The organism is Burkholderia sp. BCC1638 (assembly GCF_902833195.1).
GTDB classification, from domain to species: domain Bacteria; phylum Pseudomonadota; class Gammaproteobacteria; order Burkholderiales; family Burkholderiaceae; genus Burkholderia; species Burkholderia diffusa.
Window position 1 is genome coordinate 84,766 of record NZ_CADFEC010000005.1, and the last position, 18,865, is coordinate 103,630.

The window sequence follows — 18,865 nt, forward strand, 5'->3', positions numbered from 1 at the left end:
GTGATCGGACATAATCGCGGTTTGCCGTCAGGTGCGTTCCGTCATGTCCGATTCCTTCCGCTGGCCCGCCGGGGCCGATCCCTTCCGCTTTCTCGAAGCGCTCGACAGCAAGCGTGCCCGCGCTTGGGTCGACGAGCAGAACGCGCGCACGCGTGTCGCGCTGCGCGACGACGATGCGTATCGCGCGCTCACCGCGCGGCTTGCGCAGGCGTATCTGCCGCGCGAACGCCCGGTGATTCCGACCCGCTGGCGCGACTGGGCGTACGACCTGTGGCAGGACGATCTCCATCCGAAGGGACTGTGGCGCCGCGCGCGCTGGGACGACTGGCGCGCCGGCCGGCCCGAATGGGAAACGCTGCTCGACGTCGACGCGCTCGGCGCGCAAGAGGGCGAGTCGTGGGTGTTCGAGCAGGACGCGATCCTGTACCCCGACGGTGACCGCGCGCTGCTGTCGCTGTCGCCCGGCGGGGCCGACGCTGTCGTCGTGCGCGAGTTCGATCTCGTGCAGCGTCGTTTCGTCGACGGCGGTTTCATGATCGACGAGCCGGGGCATCACACGGTCGGCTGGATCGACCGCGATACCGTCTACGTGAGCTGGGATCGCGGCGAAGCGCATGCGACCGCGGCCGGCTATCCGTACGACGCGCGCCGCTGGGTGCGCGGCACGCCGCTCGCCGATGCGCCGGTCGTGTTTCGCGGCGAACCCGACGACATCAGCGCGGGCGCGTGGTTCGACCCGATCGATGGCCGTCACGTCGCGTGGCGCAGCGTGGATTTCTTCGACGCACACGCGTACTGGCTGACCGACGCGGGCGAGTGGGCGCGCTACGACGTGCCGACGCATGTCGAGGTCGGCTTCTGGGAAGGCTGGCTCGTGCTGGAGCCGCGGCTCGACTGGGACTGCGGCGGCGTGCATCACGCGGGCGGCTCGCTGCTCGCGATCCGCGAGCAGGCGTACCTGGCGGGGTCGCGCGAGCTCACGACGCTGTTCGCGCCGCGGCCGTCGACGTCCGCCTGCACGTGGACGCACACGCGCACGATGCTGATCGCGAGCTGGCTCGACGACGTGCACAACCGCACGATGCTGTGGCAGCCGCGTCAGGGCGAGGACGGCGCGTGGACGTGGGACGCGCGGCCGTTCGACTGGCCGGGCGATGCGCAGATCGACGTCGAGCCGGTCGAGTCGACGCTGAACGACGACGTGTACGTGGACGTCGATACCTATCTCGATCCGCCCGAATGCTGGCTCGCCGACCTGGCCGATCGCGCGGCCGATGCGCCGTCGCGCCGCGTGCTGCTCGACCGGCCGCCGGTGCGGTTCGATGCGGCCGGGCTCGTCGTGCGCCGCGCGAATGCCCGTTCGCGCGACGGCACGGTGGTGCCGTACACGCTGATCGGGCCGCGTGACGCGCTCGATGCACTCGATGCGCCGGAGCGCGCCGACGGCCGCACCCGCGTCGCGCGCCCGTGCCTGCTGTCAGGCTATGGCGGCTTCGCGATTCCGAACCTGCCGGGCTACAGCGATGCACTCGGCATTGCGTGGCTCGAACGCGGCGGTGTCGCGGCGTTCGCACACATCCGGGGTGGGGGCGAATTCGGGCCGGGCTGGCACGTCGACGCGCAGCGGGAACATCGGCAGCGCTCGTTCGACGACTTCATCGCGGTGGCCGAGGACCTGATCCGCACCGGCGTGACGACGGCCGCGCAGCTCGGCATCGAGGGCGGCAGCAACGGCGGGCTATTGGTGGGCGCCTGCATGGTGCAGCGTCCGGAACTGTTCGGCGCGGTGCTGTGCCGCGTGCCGCTGCTCGACATGCGGCGCTATCCGAAGCTGCACGCGGGCGCCGCATGGCTCGACGAGTACGGCGACCCGGACGATGCGCGCGAGGGCGCGGCGCTTGCCGCCTACTCGCCGTATCACCGCGTGCGCGACGGTATCGTGTATCCGCCGCTGCTGCTGACGACGTCGACGCGCGACGACCGCGTGCATCCCGCGCATGCACGCAAGATGGCCGCGCGCATGCATGCGCTCGGACACGAACGCGTGTGGTACTGGGAGAACACCGACGGCGGTCACGGCAGCGCCGACGATCTGGAGCGCGCCGAATCCGATGCGGCGGAATTCGGCTTCCTGTGGGCCCATCTCGGGCCCGCGCCCGCGCGCGATTGAGCGCGGGCGTGAGCGGGCAGGGGGCTCAGCCGACGATCGCGACGACGGGCGTGTGGTCGGACGGCTGGTCCCACGTGCGCGGCACGCGGTCGACTTCGCACGACGTGCAGGTGGCGGCGAGCGCCGGCGACAGCAGGACGTGGTCGATACGCAGCCCCGCGTTGCGGCGGAACGCGAACATCCGGTAGTCCCACCACGTGAAGGTCTTCTCCGGCTGTTCGAAACGGCGGAATGCATCGACGAAGCCGAGTTCGATCAGCTTCGCGAAGTGCGCACGCTCCTGCGGCGACACGAGGTTCTGGCCTTCCCATTTCGCCGGGTCGTGCACGTCGCGGTCTTCCGGCGCGATGTTGTAGTCGCCGAGCAGCGCGAGCTTCGGGTAGCGCTGCATCTCGGTGCTCAGCCACGCATGCAGCGCGTCGAGCCACTGCATCTTGTAGACGAACTTGTCGGAGTCGGGCGCCTGGCCGTTCGGGAAATAGGCGGACACGATGCGCACGCCGTCGACCGTCACGGCGATCACGCGTTGCTGCGGATCGTCGAAGCCGGGGATGTTGCGCACGACGTCCGATTCGTCGACGGCGAGCGTGTCGCGCACGAGGATCGCGACGCCGTTGTAGGTCTTCTGGCCCGTGAACCAGCTGCGGTAGCCGGCAGCCTCGAGATCGGCGCGCGGATACTTCTCGTCGGGCAGCTTCAGTTCCTGCAGGCACAGCACGTCGGTTCCGCTTTGCGCGAGCCAGTCGAGCACGTGCTGCTTGCGGACGTTGAGCGAGTTGACGTTCCAGGTGGCGATTTTCATGAACGGGAATGCGTGCGGGGTGAATGCGAAGGCCGCCATCTTACCGCGAGCAAGGGGCGCGAACGCGCGCGACACGCGACGCGAAGCAGGCGCGATGCATTGCGTTATCGACGACCTGCAAAGAAATTGTGACAAAAGTGTTGACGTGAGTACTTCATCACCCTATAATTTATTTCTCTGACGCGGGGTGGAGCAGTCTGGCAGCTCGTCGGGCTCATAACCCGAAGGTCGTAGGTTCAAATCCTACCCCCGCAACCAAGCACACCAGACGATGTGCAGCGCAAGTGACCGATGCGCGCTTCGTCGACAGGAACCCGGCCTCGTGCCGGGTTTTTTGTTTTCAGCCCGCCGCCCACTCGACCGCCGCCTTCGCATGCAGTGCGGTCGTATCGAACACCGGCAGCGGCGAATCGTCCGCACCAATCAGCAGCGTGATTTCCGTGCAGCCGAGTATCACCGCCTGCGCGCCGCGTGTTGCCAGCTCGTCGATGATGGCCACGTAGGTCGCGCGCGACCCTGCATCGATCACGCCATGACACAGCTCGTCGTAGATGATCCGGTGCACGTCGCTGCGCGCGGATTCGTCCGGCACCAGCACGTCGAGACCGAATTTGTCGCGCAGACGCGCCGCGTAGAACGGCAGTTCCATCGTGTAGCGCGTGCCGAGCAGCGCGACGCGCTCGACGCCCGCTGCACGCAGCGCGGCGCCGGTCGGATCGGCGATGTGCAGGAACGGCAGCGCCACCGCAGCCTCGATCGGGCCGTGCACGCGGTGCATCGTGTTGGTCGTCAGCACGATGAGGTCGGCGCCGGCCGCTTCGAGCCGGCGCGCGGCATCGGCCATCCGCTCGCCGAGCGCGGCCCAGTCCTGCGCGCGCTGCAGCGCTTCGATTTCAGCGAAATCCACCGTGACCAGCACGCTCTTCGCATTGTGATGGCCGCCGTGCAGCGCCTTCGAATGGCGATTGATCATCCGGTAGTACTCCGCCGACGATTCCCAGCTCATCCCGCCGATCAGTCCGATCGTCTTCATCCGTCACCCGTGCGTTTCGTAACCTGTGGCAGACGAGTATAGGGGGCGGTCCTTGCGCGCGGCGGTACGATCCGCGCGAAGCAGACCGGTACGGTGCGGCCGGTCGGGACGTGCCGGAACTGCGTGGAGGCGACCGAACGCGACAGCACGTGACAGTTGAAACGGCCACTGTGTTTTTGTACAGTATCGGCACCGTGAATCCGACCATCATCCCGCCTGCCGATCCGCGCGTGCCGCCACCCGGCGACGCGCCGTCGCGCGTGCGCAAGATCATCCATTGCGATTGCGACTGCTTTTACGCATCGGTCGAGATGCGCGACGACCCGTCGCTGCGCAACCGGCCGCTCGCGGTCGGCGGCAGGCCCGACCAGCGCGGCGTGATCGCGACCTGCAACTACGAGGCGCGGCGCTACGGCGTGCATTCGGCGATGTCGTCGGCGCTGGCGATGCGCAAGTGCCCGGACCTGCTGATCCTGCCGTCCGCGATGGACAAATACCGCGCCGCGTCGCGGCAGATCATGGCGATCTATCGCGACTACACGCGTGACGTCGAGCCGCTGTCGCTCGACGAGGCGTACCTCGACGTCAGCGGCTCCGAACTGTGCCAGGGCAGCGCGACGCTGATTGCGCGGGAGATTCGCCAGCGCGTGTACGACACGGTCGGCGTGACGGTGTCGGCGGGCGTCGCGCCGAACAAGTTCATCGCGAAAATCGCGTCCGACTGGAACAAGCCCGACGGCCTGTTTGTCGTGCGCCCGCACGAGGTCGATGCATTCGTCGCGGCGTTGCCGGTGCGCAAGCTGCACGGCGTCGGCCAGGTGACGGCCACGCGGCTCGACCGGCTCGGCATCCAGACCTGCGCGCAGCTGCGCGACTGGTCGCTGATCGACCTGCATCGCGAATTCGGCGCGTTCGGCCGGCGGCTGTACCAGCTGGCGCGCGGAATCGACGAGCGGCCGGTGCAGGCCGATCAGGAGCGCAAGTCGGTCAGCGTCGAGATGACCTACGTGACCGACCTGACGACGCTCGAGCAATGCGCGGACGAGATCCGCCGCCTGGTCGTGCAACTCGACGCGCGCATCGCGCGCGCGGGCGCGGCCCGCACGATCCGCAAGCTGTACGTGAAGATCCGCTTCGCCGATTTCCAGCGCACGACGGTCGAGTGCGTGGCCGACGCGACGAATGCGCAGACGGCCGTCACGCTGCTCGCGAAGGGGCTGCAGCGGCGCGCGCAGGCCGTGCGGCTGCTCGGCGTCGGTGTGCGCATCGACGAGGATACGGCCGAGCGTCACGGGCAGTTTTCGCTGTTCGACGACGAGGCCGACCGCAACACCGACAACACGGACGAAGTCGGCGGCGAAACGCCGGCACCATGAAAAAAGGCACCGCCGAAGCGGTGCCTTTCGATGCTGCCGGACGAGCCGGGCAGCGCATGCTCAGTGCGCGGGGGAAGCCATCCCGTTGTGGCGCAGCAGCGCGTCGATTTCCGGCTCGCGGCCGCGGAACGCCTTGAACGAATCCATCGCTGGCCGGCTGCCGCCGACTTCGAGGATCTCGCGGCGATAGCGCGTGCCGGTCGCCGCGTCGAGCACGCTGCCGCTTGCGGCAGCCGCTTCCTCGAACGCCGCGTACGCGTCGGCCGACAGCACCTCCGCCCACTTGTAGCTGTAATAGCCGGCCGCATAGCCGCCCGCGAAGATGTGGCTGAACGTGTTCGGCCAGCGCGAGAACGCTGCCTGCGGGATCACGTGGTAGCGCTCGTTGATCTCGCGCGCGAATGCGTTCACGCCGGTCGTGCCGGCCGGGTCGAAGTCGACGTGCAGCAGCATGTCGAACATCGAGAACACGATCTGGCGGAGCGTGCCGAGGCCGCTCTGGAAGTTCTTCGCGGCGATCATCTTGTCGAACAGCTCGCGCGGCAGCGTGGCGCCCGTATCGACGTGCGACGACATCGACGACAGCACGTCCCATTCCCAGCAGAAGTTTTCCATGAACTGCGACGGCAGTTCGACCGCATCCCATTCGACGCCGTTGATGCCCGACACGCCGAGTTCGTCGACGCGCGTGAGCATGTGATGCAGCCCGTGGCCGAATTCATGGAACAGCGTGATGACTTCGTCGTGCGTGAAGCATGCGGGCTTGCCGCCGACCGGTGCCGAGAAGTTGCAGGTCAGATACGCAACCGGCGTCTGCACGGCGTTGCCGCGCTTCGCGCGCGCACGCGCATCGTCCATCCACGCGCCGCCGCGCTTGCCTTCGCGTGCATACAGGTCGAGATAGAACTGCGCGACGAGCGAGCCGTCGCGGTTTTCCACGCGGAAGAAGCGCACGTCCTTGTGCCACACCGGTGCGTCGTCCGGCTTGATCCGCACGCCGAACAGCGTTTCGGTGACGGTGAACAGGCCCTTCAGCACGGCCGGTTCCGGGAAATACTGCTTGACCTCGTTTTCCGAGAACGCGTAGCGCTGCTGGCGCAGCCGCTCGGCCGCGAACGCGACGTCCCACGGCGCGAGCTCGGCCAGACCGAGTTCCTTCGCGGCGAACGCGCGCAGTTCGTCCCAATCCTTGTCAGCGTGCGGGCGCGCGCGCGTCGCGAGATCCTCGAGGAACGCGATCACCTGCTGCGGCGATTCGGCCATCTTCGGCGCGAGCGACACTTCGGCGAAGTTGCGGTAGCCGAGCATCTGCGCTTCTTCGCGGCGCAGCTTCAGTTCGTCGGCGACGATCGCCGTGTTGTCCCACTCGGCCTTGCCGCCGCCGTACTGCGGGCCGAGTTCCGATGCGCGGGTTGCATACGCGCGGTACAGCGTCTCGCGCATCGCGCGGTTCTCGGCGTACTGCAGCACCGGGAAGTAGGACGGGAAGTGCAGTGTGAACTTCCAGCCTTCCTTGCCTTCCTTTTGCGCGGCTTCGCGGGCCGCTTCGATCGCGTCGCCCGGCAGGCCGGCCAGCTCGGCTTCGTCGTGCGCGAAATACGCATACGCGTTGGTCGCGTCGAGCACGTGGTCGGAGAACGCCTTCGACAGCGCAGCCTGCTGCTCCTGCAGTTCCGCGAAGCGCGGCTTCTGGTCCTCGGGCAACTCGGCGCCCGACAGGCGGAAATCGCGCAGCGCGTTGTCGAGGATCTTCTTGCGTTCGACGGACAGCGTCGCGTATTCGGCGCTCGCGGCGATCGCCTTGTACTTCTCGTACAGCGCGAGGTTCTGGCCGACGCTCGACCAGAACTCGGTCACGCGCGGCAGGTTTTCGCCGTAGGCGGCGCGCAACTCCGGCGTATCGGCGACCGCGTTCAAGTGGCCGACGACGCCCCATGCACGCCCGAGCGGTTCCGTCGCCTGCTCGACCGTCTCGACGATCGCGGCCCACGTCGCCGGCGTCGCCGGTGCGCTCGCGGTGTCGACCGCGCGGTTGGCGGCATCGAGCAGCGTGTCGAGCGCGGGCGTCACGTGTTCCGGACGAATCTCGCCGAAGCGGGGCAGGCCGGAGAAATCGAGGAGCGGATTGGTGTTGGCGCTGGCGGACATTAAGACTCCCTGTCTGTTGCCGGATGAACCGGAGTGAAAAGGGTGAGGCGCGATGCGGCGGCGCCCGATACCGACATTATTGGGGCGCATCGCGCGCTTTCCAATCGTTAGTTTCTAACGACGCGATTGGTTGCGCTCGGTGCGGGGTCGGATACGGGGGAGTTTGGTGCAACGGCGCGGCCGCGACGGCGGCCGGCCAGACGCCGGCGCACGAATGCGCGCCGGCTGGGCGGGCAGGGGCGATCGCGTTGCGATCAGGCGGCCGCGGCGGCGCGCTCGGCGGCTTCGATCGTGTTGATCAGCAGCATCGTGATGGTCATCGGGCCGACACCGCCCGGCACCGGCGTGATGTGACCGGCGACTTCCTTCACGCCGGCGAAGTCGACGTCGCCGCACAGCTTGCCCGCGTCGTCGCGGTTCATGCCGACGTCGATCACCGTCGCGCCGGGCTTGACCATGTCGGCCGTCAGGATGTTGCGCTTGCCGACCGCGGCGACCACGACGTCGGCCTGACGCGTGTGCGTGGCGAGGTCGCGGGTCTTGCTGTGGCAGATCGTCACGGTCGCGCCGGCTTCGAGCAGCAGCATCGCCATCGGCTTGCCGACGATGTTCGAGCGGCCGATCACGACGGCGTTCGCGCCTTGCAGCGGGATGTCATGTGCTTCGAACATCTTCATCACCCCGTACGGCGTGCACGGGCGGAACAGCGGCTTGCCCGTCATCAGCGCGCCGGCGTTCGCGACGTGGAAGCCGTCGACATCCTTCTCCGGCGCGATCGCCTCGATCACCTTGTGGCTGTCGATGTGCTTCGGCAGCGGCAGCTGGACCAGGATGCCGTGGATCTTCGGGTCGCGGTTCAGTTCGTCGATGCGCGCCAGCAGGTCGGCTTCCGACAGAGTGTCCGGGTACGCATCCTTCAGCGAGAAGAAACCGTTGTCCTCGCACGCCTTGATCTTGTTGCGCACGTAGACTTCGCTCGCCGGGTTGGCGCCGACGAGGATCACCGCGAGACCGGGCTGGTGGCCGCGTGCGGTCAGGGCGGCGGCGCGTTCGGCGGCCTGCGCGCGCAAGGTCTTCGAGAGGGCGTTGCCGTCGATGAGGAGGGCTGTCATGGTGGTGGTCCTGCCGGGAAGTTGGAATGCGGGCGTGCGGCGCGCGAAGCGCCGCAGCAAAACACGCAATTATACCGGTCGCCTGCCGTCGTCCGACAGCGAATACAAGGAAAGCGTCATGGCGGCGGTGCCGGCGCGCCGGGAGGAAGCGCCGGGCCGCGCCGCGCGAGTGGGCCGCATCGCACGGCGCGGCAGGGTGACGGTGCGGCCGGCCGGGCAGGTGCCCCGCGGCCGCGCGCGACGTTCAGGCCTGCTTCTTCGACAGCGCGAGGCGCAGCAGATCGGCGACCGTGTTGACGTTGAGCTTTTCCATGATGTTCGCGCGGTGCGCTTCGACCGTCTTGATGCTGATCCCGAGATCGTCGGCGATCTGCTTGTTCAGGCGGCCGGCGATGATCCGCTCGAGCACCTGCTGCTCGCGCGCGGTCAGCTTCGACAGGCGCTCGCTCGCGGCGCGCTGTTCCTGGACGCTCTTGCTTTCGCTTCGGGCCTTGTCGAGCATCCGCTCGACGAGCTTGCGCAGCTCGGCCTCGTCGAACGGTTTCTCGATAAAGTCCATCGCACCCTTTTTCATCGTCGACACCGCCATCGGCACGTCGCCGTGGCCCGTGACGAAGATGATCGGCAGCGCGGCGTTGTCCGCGATCAGGCGTTCCTGCAGTTCGAGGCCGCTCATGCCCGACATCCGCACGTCGAGGATCAGGCAGGCGATCTGGCCGGCCTGCTGCGCCGGCTGATAGGCATCGAGGAACTGCTCGGCGCTCGAGAAGCATTGCACGCGATAGCCGTTCGCCTCCAGCAGCCAGCGCAGCGAGTCCCGTACGGCCTCGTCGTCGTCGACGACGAAGACAGTTTCCTGAGTGGTGGTGACAGGGCTATTCATAGTTCTCCCGTAACGGTATGTGATGCCGATGCCTCGCGCCCCCCTTGGCCGAGATCAGCGGGTTCCCCAATGGGCAGGCTGCAGTGGAATGTCGCGCCGGAAATGCGGCCGTCCGGTTCGACATTGTTGACCACCCACAGACGCCCCCGATGCGATTCGATGATCGAACGGCAGATGTTCAGCCCCATGCCCATGCCGTCGGACTTGGTGCTGTAAAACGGTTCGAACAGGCGTTCGGCGGTCGCTTCGTCCACGCCCGGACCCTGGTCGATCACGCGGATGTCGACGAAACCCGCGTCGATGTCGGCGACGACGCGGATCACGCCGTCCGCCGACGCCGGCTTCACGTCGGCCATCGCCTCGGCCGCGTTCTTCATCAGGTTCACGAGCACCTGCTCGATCAGCACGGGGTCGACATAAATAATAGGCATTCTTGCGAGGATTTCCGTGACGATCCGGATCCTGCGCTTCCTGGCCTCGATTTCGGCGAGCCCGACCGCGTCGGCGACGATGTCCGCGACCCGCGCCGGCTGGCGTTTCGGCTCGCTGCGCTTCACGAATTCGCGGATCCGCTTGACGATCATCCCCGCGCGCAGCGCCTGCTGCGCGGTCTTTTCCAGCGCGGGCTGCAGCGTTTCGGGCGTGCCGCGGCCGCTCTTCACGAGCGCGAGCGTGCCCGAGCAGTAGTTGTTGATCGCGGCGAGCGGCTGGTTCAATTCGTGAGCAATCGACGACGCCATTTCACCCATCGTCATCAATCGGCTCGTGAACTGCAGCTTCTCTTCCTGCTGGTGCGCGAGTTCCTGCGCCTTCTTGCGGGTCGTGATGTCGGTCGCGATCTGCATCTGCGCGAGGTGGCCGTCCACCCACTGGATGTACTGGCGGCGCACCTCGAACCACTTCTGGATGCTCTCGACGTACACCTCCTGCGCGTCGGCCGTGCTGCTCGTCAGCGCGGCGGCCGGCAGGCCCGCGAACGCGTCGACCATGTCGATCGAGTCGGACGACGCCTGCGCGCGGTCGAAGCCGCCGCCGGACAGCTCCAGGTGGCCGTCCGGGCGGATCCCGAACAGATGGCGGTAGTAGCGGTTCGCGAACAGCAGCTCGGCTTCGTCGGCGGCGAGCACCGACACGGCGGCGTCGAGGCTTTCGAGCACCGTCGTGAAGCGCTCGTGCGCGGCCGCGAGTTCCTCGCGCGCGCGCTTCGGCTCGGTGATGTCGGTCATCGACGACATCCAGCCGGTCTGGCGGCCCGAGCTGTCGATCAGCGGCGACACGTAGAGGCGCGCATGGAACAGCGTGCCGTTCTTGCGCCGCACGCGCAGCTCGAAGCCCGAACTCGGCGCCTTGCCGCGCAGCGTCATGTCGAGCTGGCGCTGCATTTCGGGGTAGGCGTCGCGCGGCCAGTACGGGAACGGCGCGACCTTGCCGACGAGGTCGGTCTCGTCCCAGCCCGTCATCCGGCAGAACGCGGGGTTCACGTGCGTGATGCGGCCGTGCATGTCGAGCACGCGCATGCCGATCAGCACCGAGTTTTCCATCGCGCGGCGGAAGAATGCTTCCGCGTACAGCGCCTGCTGCGCCTCGAAGCGCTGGCGCGTGTGCTTCCACAGGCTCCAGAGGCTCCACAGCACGAAGCACGACAGGCCGGCGACCAGCCACACGAGCGTGTTGTTGGTCAGGTTCGTGAGCTGCGGGAATGCGTACACGCGCACGGTCAGCCCCTGGCCGGGCGGATCGAGCGGCAGGTCGTAGTGGGAGTCGCGCGGCAGGCGCGGGCGCGTCGACGTGGACGACAGCTCGCGGTTGTTCGAGTCGGTGATCGAGATCTTGTACTTCGACGACAGCTCCTGCGGGATGTCGTGCTTCAGGATCCCTTCGACCGAGAACACCGCGGCGATCGAGCCGAGATATTCGCGGTCGCCGCGCATCACGGGCGTCTGCAGCGTGATGAAGCCGTTGCCGAAGTCGTCGTAGATCAGCGGCGAATAGGCCTGGCGGCGCGTGCTGCGCGCCTCGTCGTACGCGCCGCGCACGGCGTCCTGCATCTGCGCGTCGCCGGGCTTCGCGAGCCGCTGGCCGAGCAGCGGCGGGTGCACGGTCGGCCAGCGCTGCACGCCGGGCGCGGTGTACCAGTTCAGATAGAGGATTTCCGGATGCGTCTGCATCACGTCCGCGACGGCCATCTGGAATGCGTTCTGGTCGAGACGGCCGGACGCGAGATCGCGCGACAGCGCCTGCAGCTGCTCCTGCGCGCCCGTCATCGACAGGCGGATCTGCTGCTGCGCCCAGGCGACGTTACGGAACAGGGTGTCTTCCTGCTGCTGCTGTTCGCGGCGATTGAGGCTCCATAGAATCAGGCTCATCACCACGAGGAACACGAGGATCGACAGCAGCGGCGTCAGCAAATAGGAGTTGGACCACCACGGTCCGTGGTGCCAGCGGGACGGCTGCGACTCCGCCGGCGGGCCCGACGGTCGCGCCGAGCGTGCGAAAAGCCGATCGGTCAACATGGCAGGATTGTAGCGCAGCGCAATACATGGAAAACCCATACCGGATATGTTGAACGGAAACGGATTTGTGCTCGCGGCGCGTGCCGGAGAGGCCCGAAACGAGGGTGCAGTGCAGCAATATTCCGCATTGCGAGAAAAGATCTCACAATTCGAAAATTTTGTTGCGCGTGGCCGTGCACGATCATTACAATCCGTCGGAGCTTGCCCGCAGCCGGCCGCGTCGCGTCGTCTGCACGAGAGCGATCCTCACATTCCAGGACCCAGGAGACGAGAATGTCCGCTGTACCGAACGAAGTGATGAAATATGTCGCCGCCGATCGTGACGACGACCCGCAAGAAACCGTTGAATGGCTCGAGTCGCTCGACGGCGTGATCTCCTCCGTGGGCACGGGCCGCGCGCACTACCTGATCGAAAAACAGATCGAATTCGCCCGCATGCACGGCGAACACCTGCCGTTCTCCGCCAACACCCCGTACATCAACACGATCCCGGTCGAAGCCCAGGCGAAGATTCCGGGCGACCAGGACGTCGAGCACCGCATCCGTTCGTACACGCGCTGGAACGCGCTGGCGATGGTGCTGCGCGCAGGCAAGGACACGAACGTCGGCGGCCACATCGCGTCGTTCGCATCGGCCGCGACGCTCTATGACGTCGGCTACAACCACTTCTGGCACGCGGCGTCGGACCAGCACGGCGGCGATCTCGTGTTCGTGCAGGGCCACTCGTCGCCGGGCGTGTACTCGCGCGCGTTCCTGCTCGGCCGCCTGTCGGAAGAGCAGCTCGACAGCTTCCGCCAGGAAGTCGACGGCAAGGGCATCTCGTCATACCCGCACCCGTGGCTGATGCCGGACTTCTGGCAGTTCCCGACCGTGTCGATGGGTCTCGGCCCGATCATGGCGATCTACCAGGCACGCTTCATGAAGTACCTGGAATCGCGCGGCATCGCGAAGACCGCCGGCCGCAAGGTCTGGGCGTTCCTCGGCGACGGCGAGACGGACGAGCCGGAATCGCTCGGCGCGATCGGCATGGCGAGCCGCGAGAAGCTCGACAACCTCGTGTTCGTGATCAACTGCAACCTGCAGCGTCTCGACGGCCCGGTGCGCGGCAACGGCAAGATCATCCAGGAACTGGAATCGGAATTCCGCGGCGCCGGCTGGAACGTGATCAAGGTCATCTGGGGCAGCCGCTGGGATGCGCTGTTCGCACGCGACAAGACGGGCGCGCTGATGCGTCGCATGATGGAAGTCGTCGACGGCGAATACCAGACGTACAAGTCGGAGTCGGGCGCGTTCGTACGCGAGCACTTCTTCAACACGCCTGAACTGAAGGCGCTCGTCGCCGACTGGTCGGACGACGACATCTGGGCGCTGAACCGTGGCGGCCACGACCCGCACAAGATCTACGCGGCATTCCACGAAGCGACCAACACGAAGGGCGCGCCGACCGTCATTCTCGCGAAGACCATCAAGGGCTACGGGATGGGCGAGTCGGGCCAGGCGATGAACATCACGCACCAGCAGAAGAAGCTGCCGGTCGAGCAACTGAAGAAGTTCCGTGACCAGTTCCGCCTGCCGATCACCGACGAGCAGATCGCCGACGTGCCGTACCTGAAGTTCGAGGAAGGTTCGAAGGAACTCGAATACATGCGCCAGAAGCGCATGGACCTCGGCGGCTACCTGCCGCATCGCCGCGAGAAGGCGACGTCGCTGCCGGTGCCGGCGCTCGACGCATTCGAGCCGCTGATGAAGGGCACGGGCGAAGGCCGCGAGATCTCGACGACGATGGCGTTCGTGCGGATCCTGAACATCCTGCTGAAGGACAAGGCGCTGGGCAAGCGCGTCGTGCCGATCGTCCCGGACGAATCGCGTACGTTCGGCATGGAAGGCCTGTTCCGCCAGATCGGTATCTGGAACCAGGAAGGCCAGAAGTACGTGCCGGAAGATTCCGACCAGCTGATGTTCTACAAGGAATCGGAAACCGGCCAGATCCTGCAGGAAGGCATCAACGAAGCGGGCGGCATGTGCGACTGGATCGCGGCGGCGACGTCGTATTCGACGCACGGCGAGATCATGGTGCCGTTCTACATCTTCTATTCGATGTTCGGCTTCCAGCGGATCGGCGACCTGGCATGGGCGGCGGGCGACATGCGCTCGCGCGGCTTCCTGCTGGGCGGCACCGCGGGCCGCACGACGCTGAACGGCGAAGGCCTGCAGCACGAAGACGGTCACTCGCTCCTGTGGGCGGCATCGGTGCCGAACTGCGTGAGCTACGACCCGACGTTCGGCTACGAACTCGCGGTGATCATCCAGGACGGTCTGCGCCGCATGGTGCAGGACCAGGAAGACGTGTACTACTACATCACGGTGATGAACGAGAACTACGAGCACCCGGCGATTCCGCAGGGCGAGCACGTGGCGGCCGACATCATCAAGGGCATGTACGCGTTCAAGAAGGCGGACGCCGACCAGAAGGCGCCGCGCGTGCAGCTGCTCGGCGCGGGCACGATCTTCAACGAAGTGATCGCCGCCGCCGACCTGCTGAAGAACGACTGGGGCGTCGCGGCCGACCTGTGGAGCGTGCCGAGCTTCACCGAACTCGCGCGTGAAGGTCACGAAATCGAGCGCTGGAATCTGCTCCATCCGACCGAAGAGCGTCGCCTGTCGCACGTGCAGAAGTGCCTGAAGGACACGCAAGGCCCGGTCATCGCATCGACCGACTACGTGCGCGCGCTGGTCGACCAGATCCGCGGCCAGATCGATCGCCGCTTCGTCGTGCTGGGCACGGACGGCTTCGGTCGTTCGGACACCCGCGAGAAGCTGCGTCACTTCTTCGAAGTCGACCGTCACTGGGTCACCGTCGCCGCGCTGAACGCGCTGGCCGACGAAGGCACGATCGAGCGCAAGGTGGTCGCGGACGCGATTGCCAAGTACAACCTCGATCCGTCGAAGCCCAACCCGATGACCGTTTAACGCACACGCGCCGTGTGATGCCGCGCGCCGCTTCCGGGAGGGGCGCGCGCGGCCATGGAGACACAAAAAGATGAGTCAAGCGATCGAAGTGAAGGTGCCGGATATCGGCGATTACAAGGACGTGCCCGTCATCGAGGTGCTCGTGAAGGTGGGCGACACGGTCGAGCCCGAGCAGTCGCTCGTCACGCTCGAGTCGGACAAGGCGACGATGGACGTCCCGAGCCCGGCAGCCGGCACGGTCAAGGAAGTGAAGATCAAGGTGGGCGATTCCGTATCGGAAGGCTCGCTGATCATCCTGCTCGAAGGCGGCGCCGCGGCGCAGGTGAACGGCGCGGCCGCGCCGGCAGCAGCGCCGGCACCGGCCGCAGCCGCGCCGGCTGCCGCTCCCGCTGCGTCGGGCGGCACGCTCGAGGTGAAGGTGCCCGACATCGGCGACTACAAGGACGTCCCGGTGATCGAGATCGGCGTGAAGGTCGGTGACACGGTCGAGAAGGAGCAGTCGCTCGTCACGCTCGAATCGGACAAGGCGACGATGGACGTGCCGAGCCCGGCCGCCGGCGTCGTGAAGGAAATCAAGGTCAAGGTGGGCGATTCGGTGTCGGAAGGCACGCTGATCGTGCTGCTCGACGCCGCCGGCGCCGCGCCGGCCGCCGCGCCGCAAGCGAGCGCACCGGCACCGGCCGCTGCCGCGCCGGCACCCGCCGCCGCACCGGCCCCCGCGAAGGCCGCGCCGGCTCCGGCTGCTGCCGCGCCGGCCGCCGCACCGTCGGGCGAGTATCGCGCGAGCCACGCATCGCCGTCCGTGCGCAAGTTTGCGCGCGAACTCGGCGTCGAAGTCGCACGCGTGCAGGGTAGCGGTCCGAAGGGCCGTATCACGAAGGAAGACATCACGGGCTTCGTGAAGGGCGTGATGACGGGCCAGCGCGCAGCGCCGGGCGCGGCAGCCGCGCCGGCAGGCGGCGGCGAGCTGAACCTGCTGCCGTGGCCGAAGGTCGACTTCGCGAAGTTCGGCCCGTTCGAGGCGAAGCCGCTGTCGCGCATCAAGAAGATCTCGGGCGCGAACCTGCATCGCAACTGGGTGATGATCCCGCACGTCACGAACAACGACGAAGCGGACATCACCGAGCTCGAAGCGCTGCGCGTGCAGCTGAACAAGGAGCACGAGAAGGCCGGCGTGAAGTTCACGATGCTCGCATTCGTGATCAAGGCGGTCGTCGCCGCGCTGAAGAAATTCCCGACCTTCAACGCGAGCCTCGACGGCGACAACCTGGTGTTCAAGCAGTACTACCACATCGGTTTCGCCGCGGACACGCCGAATGGTCTCGTCGTGCCGGTGATCCGCGACGCGGACAAGAAGGGCCTCGTCGACATCGCGAAGGAAATGGCCGAGCTGTCGAAGGCCGCGCGCGACGGCAAGCTGAAGCCGGACCAGATGCAGGGCGGCTGCTTCTCGATTTCGTCGCTCGGCGGCATCGGCGGCACCAACTTCACGCCGATCATCAACGCGCCGGAAGTCGCGATCCTCGGGTTGTCGCGCGGTCAGATGAAGCCGGTGTGGGACGGCAAGCAGTTCGTGCCGCGTCTGACGCTGCCGCTGTCGCTGTCGTATGACCATCGTGTCATCGATGGCGCGGAAGCCGCGCGGTTCAATGCGTATCTCGGTGCGTTGCTTGCCGATTTCCGTCGCATCATTCTTTGATGAGCGGGGAGCGTGCTCGCGGGGCGTGGGTTTTCTTTCGGTGATCCACGCCCTGTCGTTGAACTGGCTTTCTTGACGGTCTGCTAGCGTCGCCCCTGCGCGGGGCGGCGGTCACTTTTCTTTGTCTTCCAAAGAAAAGTAACCAAAAGAAAGGCGCGTCCTTGGGCGGACGGCAAAGGTGGTCCTGCCCAAGTGTGCGTTCTCTTGTCAGGCCGTAGTTCTTCCGCGAGCGGCTCCCTCTCTGTCTGCAGCTAATCAAGAAGGGGACAGTAATGAGTCTCATCGAAGTCAAGGTTCCGGATATCGGCGATTTCAGCGGCGTCGATGTCATCGAAGTCAACGTGAAGCCGGGCGACGTGATCGAAAAAGAGCAAACGCTCATCACGCTCGAATCGGACAAGGCCTCCATGGAAGTGCCCAGCGACGTCGCCGGCACGGTCAAGGAAGTCAAGGTCAAGGCCGGCGAGCAAGTCTCGCAAGGCACGGTCATCGCCATCGTCGAAGCTTCGGCAGGCGCCGCCGCTCCGGCGAAAGCAGCCGAACCCGCGAAGGCCGCAGCACCGGCTCCGGCCGCTGCGCCCGCCGCCGCTCCGGCACCCGCGCCGCAAGCCGGCAGCTACGGCGGCTCAGCCGACATCGAGTGCGACATGCTCGTGCTCGGCGCCGGCCCCGGCGGCTATTCGGCCGCGTTCCGCGCAGCCGACCTCGGCATGAAGACGGTGCTGGTCGAACGCTACTCGACGCTCGGCGGCGTCTGCCTGAACGTCGGTTGCATTCCGTCGAAGGCACTGCTGCACACGGCGCTCGTCGTCGAGGAAGCCGAAGCGCTCGCGGCGCACGGCATCTCGTTCGGCAAGCCGCAGGTCGATCTCGACAAGCTGCGCGACTTCAAGGGCGGCGTCGTCAAGAAGCTGACGACGGGCCTCGCCGGCATGGCGAAGGCGCGCAAGGTCGAAGTGGTCACCGGCGTCGGCGCATTCGTCGATCCGTATCACATGGAAGTGCAGGGCGAAAACGGCAAGAAGGTCGTCAAGTTCAAGCAGGCGATCATCGCCGCCGGCTCGCAGGCAGTGAAGCTGCCGTTCATGCCGGAAGACCCGCGCGTCGTCGATTCGACGGGCGCGCTCGAACTGCGTCAGCTGCCCAAGCGCATGCTCGTGATCGGCGGCGGCATCATCGGCCTCGAAATGGCGACGGTGTACTCGACGCTCGGCACCGAGATCGACGTCGTCGAAATGATGGACGGCCTGATGATGGGCGCGGACCGCGATCTCGTGAAGGTCTGGGAAAAGTACAACGCGAAGCGCTTCGGCAACGTGATGCTGAAGACCAAGACGGTCGGCGCGGAAGCGAAGGAAGACGGCATCTACGTGAAGTTCGAGGGCGAGAAGGCGCCGGCGGAAGCGCAGCGCTACGACCTCGTGCTCGTCGCGGTGGGCCGCAGCCCGAACGGCAAGAAGATCGGTGCCGACAAGGCCGGCGTCGCGGTCACCGACCGCGGCTTCATCGACGTCGACAAGCAGATGCGCACGAACGTCCCGCACATCTTCGCGATCGGCGACATCGTCGGTCAGCCGATGCTCGCGCACAAGGCCGTGCATGAAGGCCACGTTGCTGCGGAAGCTGCACACGGCGAGAAGGCGTACTTCGACGCGCTGCAGATCCCGTCGGTGGCGTACACGGATCCGGAAGTGGCCTGGGCCGGTAAGACGGAAGACCAGTGCAAGGCCGAAGGCATCAAGTACGGCAAGGCCGTGTTCCCGTGGGCCGCATCGGGCCGCGCGATCGCGAACGGCCGCGACGAAGGCTTCACGAAGCTGATCTTCGACGAGGAAACCCATCGCGTGATCGGCGGCGGTATCGTCGGCCTGAACGCGGGCGACCTGATCAGCGAAGTGTGTCTCGCCGTCGAGATGGGCGCCGACGCGGAAGACATCGGCAAGACGATCCATCCGCACCCGACGCTCGGCGAATCGGTCGGCATGGCCGCCGAGCTGTACGAAGGCGTCTGCACGGACCTGCCGCCGCAACGCAAGAAGTAACGCGACCGGCATGGCCGGCCTCGTGCCGGCCACGAAAAAACGCCGCCGCCCGGGATATCCGGACGGCGGCGTTTTCTTTTGCCGCAGCCGACGGCAGTGCCCCAACGCGCCGGCGAC

Annotated in this window: 11 protein-coding genes and 1 tRNA gene; 6 read left to right on the forward strand and 6 right to left on the reverse strand. The window is 66.7% G+C overall.

Features of this window, described 5'->3' with window-relative positions; genetic code table 11:
* Positions 1-43: 43 nt before the first annotated feature.
* A complete protein-coding gene (locus HWX22_RS07445; protein ID WP_175915323.1) occupies positions 44-2,170 on the forward strand; it encodes a prolyl oligopeptidase family serine peptidase in 2,127 nt (708 codons plus the stop codon).
* A gap of 25 nt (positions 2,171-2,195) precedes the next feature.
* On the opposite strand, the gene xth is transcribed toward HWX22_RS07445, so the two are convergent.
* On the reverse strand, positions 2,196-2,972 hold the full coding sequence (gene xth, locus HWX22_RS07450; protein ID WP_208456622.1) for an exodeoxyribonuclease III: 777 nt from the start codon (positions 2,970-2,972) through the stop codon (positions 2,196-2,198).
* A gap of 181 nt (positions 2,973-3,153) precedes the next feature.
* Here xth and HWX22_RS07455 point away from each other — a divergent pair.
* Positions 3,154-3,230 (forward strand) — tRNA-Met (locus tag HWX22_RS07455).
* Between the two features lie 82 nt (positions 3,231-3,312).
* Here the strand turns inward: HWX22_RS07455 and HWX22_RS07460 are convergent.
* Positions 3,313-4,005 carry an aspartate/glutamate racemase family protein gene (locus HWX22_RS07460; RefSeq protein WP_175915324.1) on the reverse strand — a complete coding sequence of 231 codons (693 nt, stop codon included), beginning with the start codon at positions 4,003-4,005 and terminating at the stop codon, positions 3,313-3,315.
* Between the two features lie 170 nt (positions 4,006-4,175).
* Here HWX22_RS07460 and dinB point away from each other — a divergent pair, with 170 nt between their 5' ends.
* Complete coding sequence (dinB, locus tag HWX22_RS07465) at positions 4,176-5,381, forward strand: DNA polymerase IV (protein ID WP_175915405.1); 1,206 nt, start codon at positions 4,176-4,178, stop codon at positions 5,379-5,381.
* Between the two features lie 60 nt (positions 5,382-5,441).
* Here dinB and HWX22_RS07470 read toward each other — a convergent pair whose 3' ends face one another.
* The 4 genes from HWX22_RS07470 to fixL all read right to left on the reverse strand — a co-directional run bounded on the left by HWX22_RS07470 (position 5,442) and on the right by fixL (position 12,037).
* Positions 5,442-7,529 (reverse strand): M3 family metallopeptidase, encoded by a 2,088-nt coding sequence (locus HWX22_RS07470; protein WP_175908679.1) that lies wholly within the window; start codon positions 7,527-7,529, stop codon positions 5,442-5,444.
* Between the two features lie 254 nt (positions 7,530-7,783).
* Complete coding sequence (gene folD / locus HWX22_RS07475) at positions 7,784-8,641, reverse strand: bifunctional methylenetetrahydrofolate dehydrogenase/methenyltetrahydrofolate cyclohydrolase FolD (RefSeq protein ID WP_175908678.1); 858 nt, start codon at positions 8,639-8,641, stop codon at positions 7,784-7,786.
* A 244-nt stretch (positions 8,642-8,885) separates the two neighbouring features.
* The gene (gene fixJ / locus HWX22_RS07480) at positions 8,886-9,524 is read right to left on the reverse strand and encodes an oxygen response regulator transcription factor FixJ (RefSeq protein WP_006493245.1); all 639 of its coding nucleotides are present in this window, start codon (positions 9,522-9,524) and stop codon (positions 8,886-8,888) included.
* Positions 9,521-12,037 (reverse strand): oxygen sensor histidine kinase FixL, encoded by a 2,517-nt coding sequence (gene fixL / locus HWX22_RS07485; protein ID WP_059464201.1) that lies wholly within the window; start codon positions 12,035-12,037, stop codon positions 9,521-9,523. The genes fixJ and fixL overlap by 4 nt, the downstream gene beginning before the upstream one ends.
* A gap of 273 nt (positions 12,038-12,310) precedes the next feature.
* Here fixL and aceE point away from each other — a divergent pair, with 273 nt between their 5' ends.
* From aceE to lpdA, 3 genes are all read left to right on the forward strand, one after another.
* Positions 12,311-15,007, forward strand: coding sequence for a pyruvate dehydrogenase (acetyl-transferring), homodimeric type (gene aceE, locus HWX22_RS07490; protein WP_175908677.1), 2,697 nt, complete (start codon positions 12,311-12,313; stop codon positions 15,005-15,007).
* 70 nt (positions 15,008-15,077) lie between these two features.
* The gene (gene aceF, locus HWX22_RS07495; RefSeq protein ID WP_175915325.1) at positions 15,078-16,706 is read left to right on the forward strand and encodes a dihydrolipoyllysine-residue acetyltransferase; all 1,629 of its coding nucleotides are present in this window, start codon (positions 15,078-15,080) and stop codon (positions 16,704-16,706) included.
* 272 nt (positions 16,707-16,978) lie between these two features.
* Positions 16,979-18,748 carry a dihydrolipoyl dehydrogenase gene (gene lpdA, locus HWX22_RS07500; protein ID WP_175908675.1) on the forward strand — a complete coding sequence of 590 codons (1,770 nt, stop codon included), beginning with the start codon at positions 16,979-16,981 and terminating at the stop codon, positions 18,746-18,748.
* Positions 18,749-18,865: the final 117 nt, after the last annotated feature.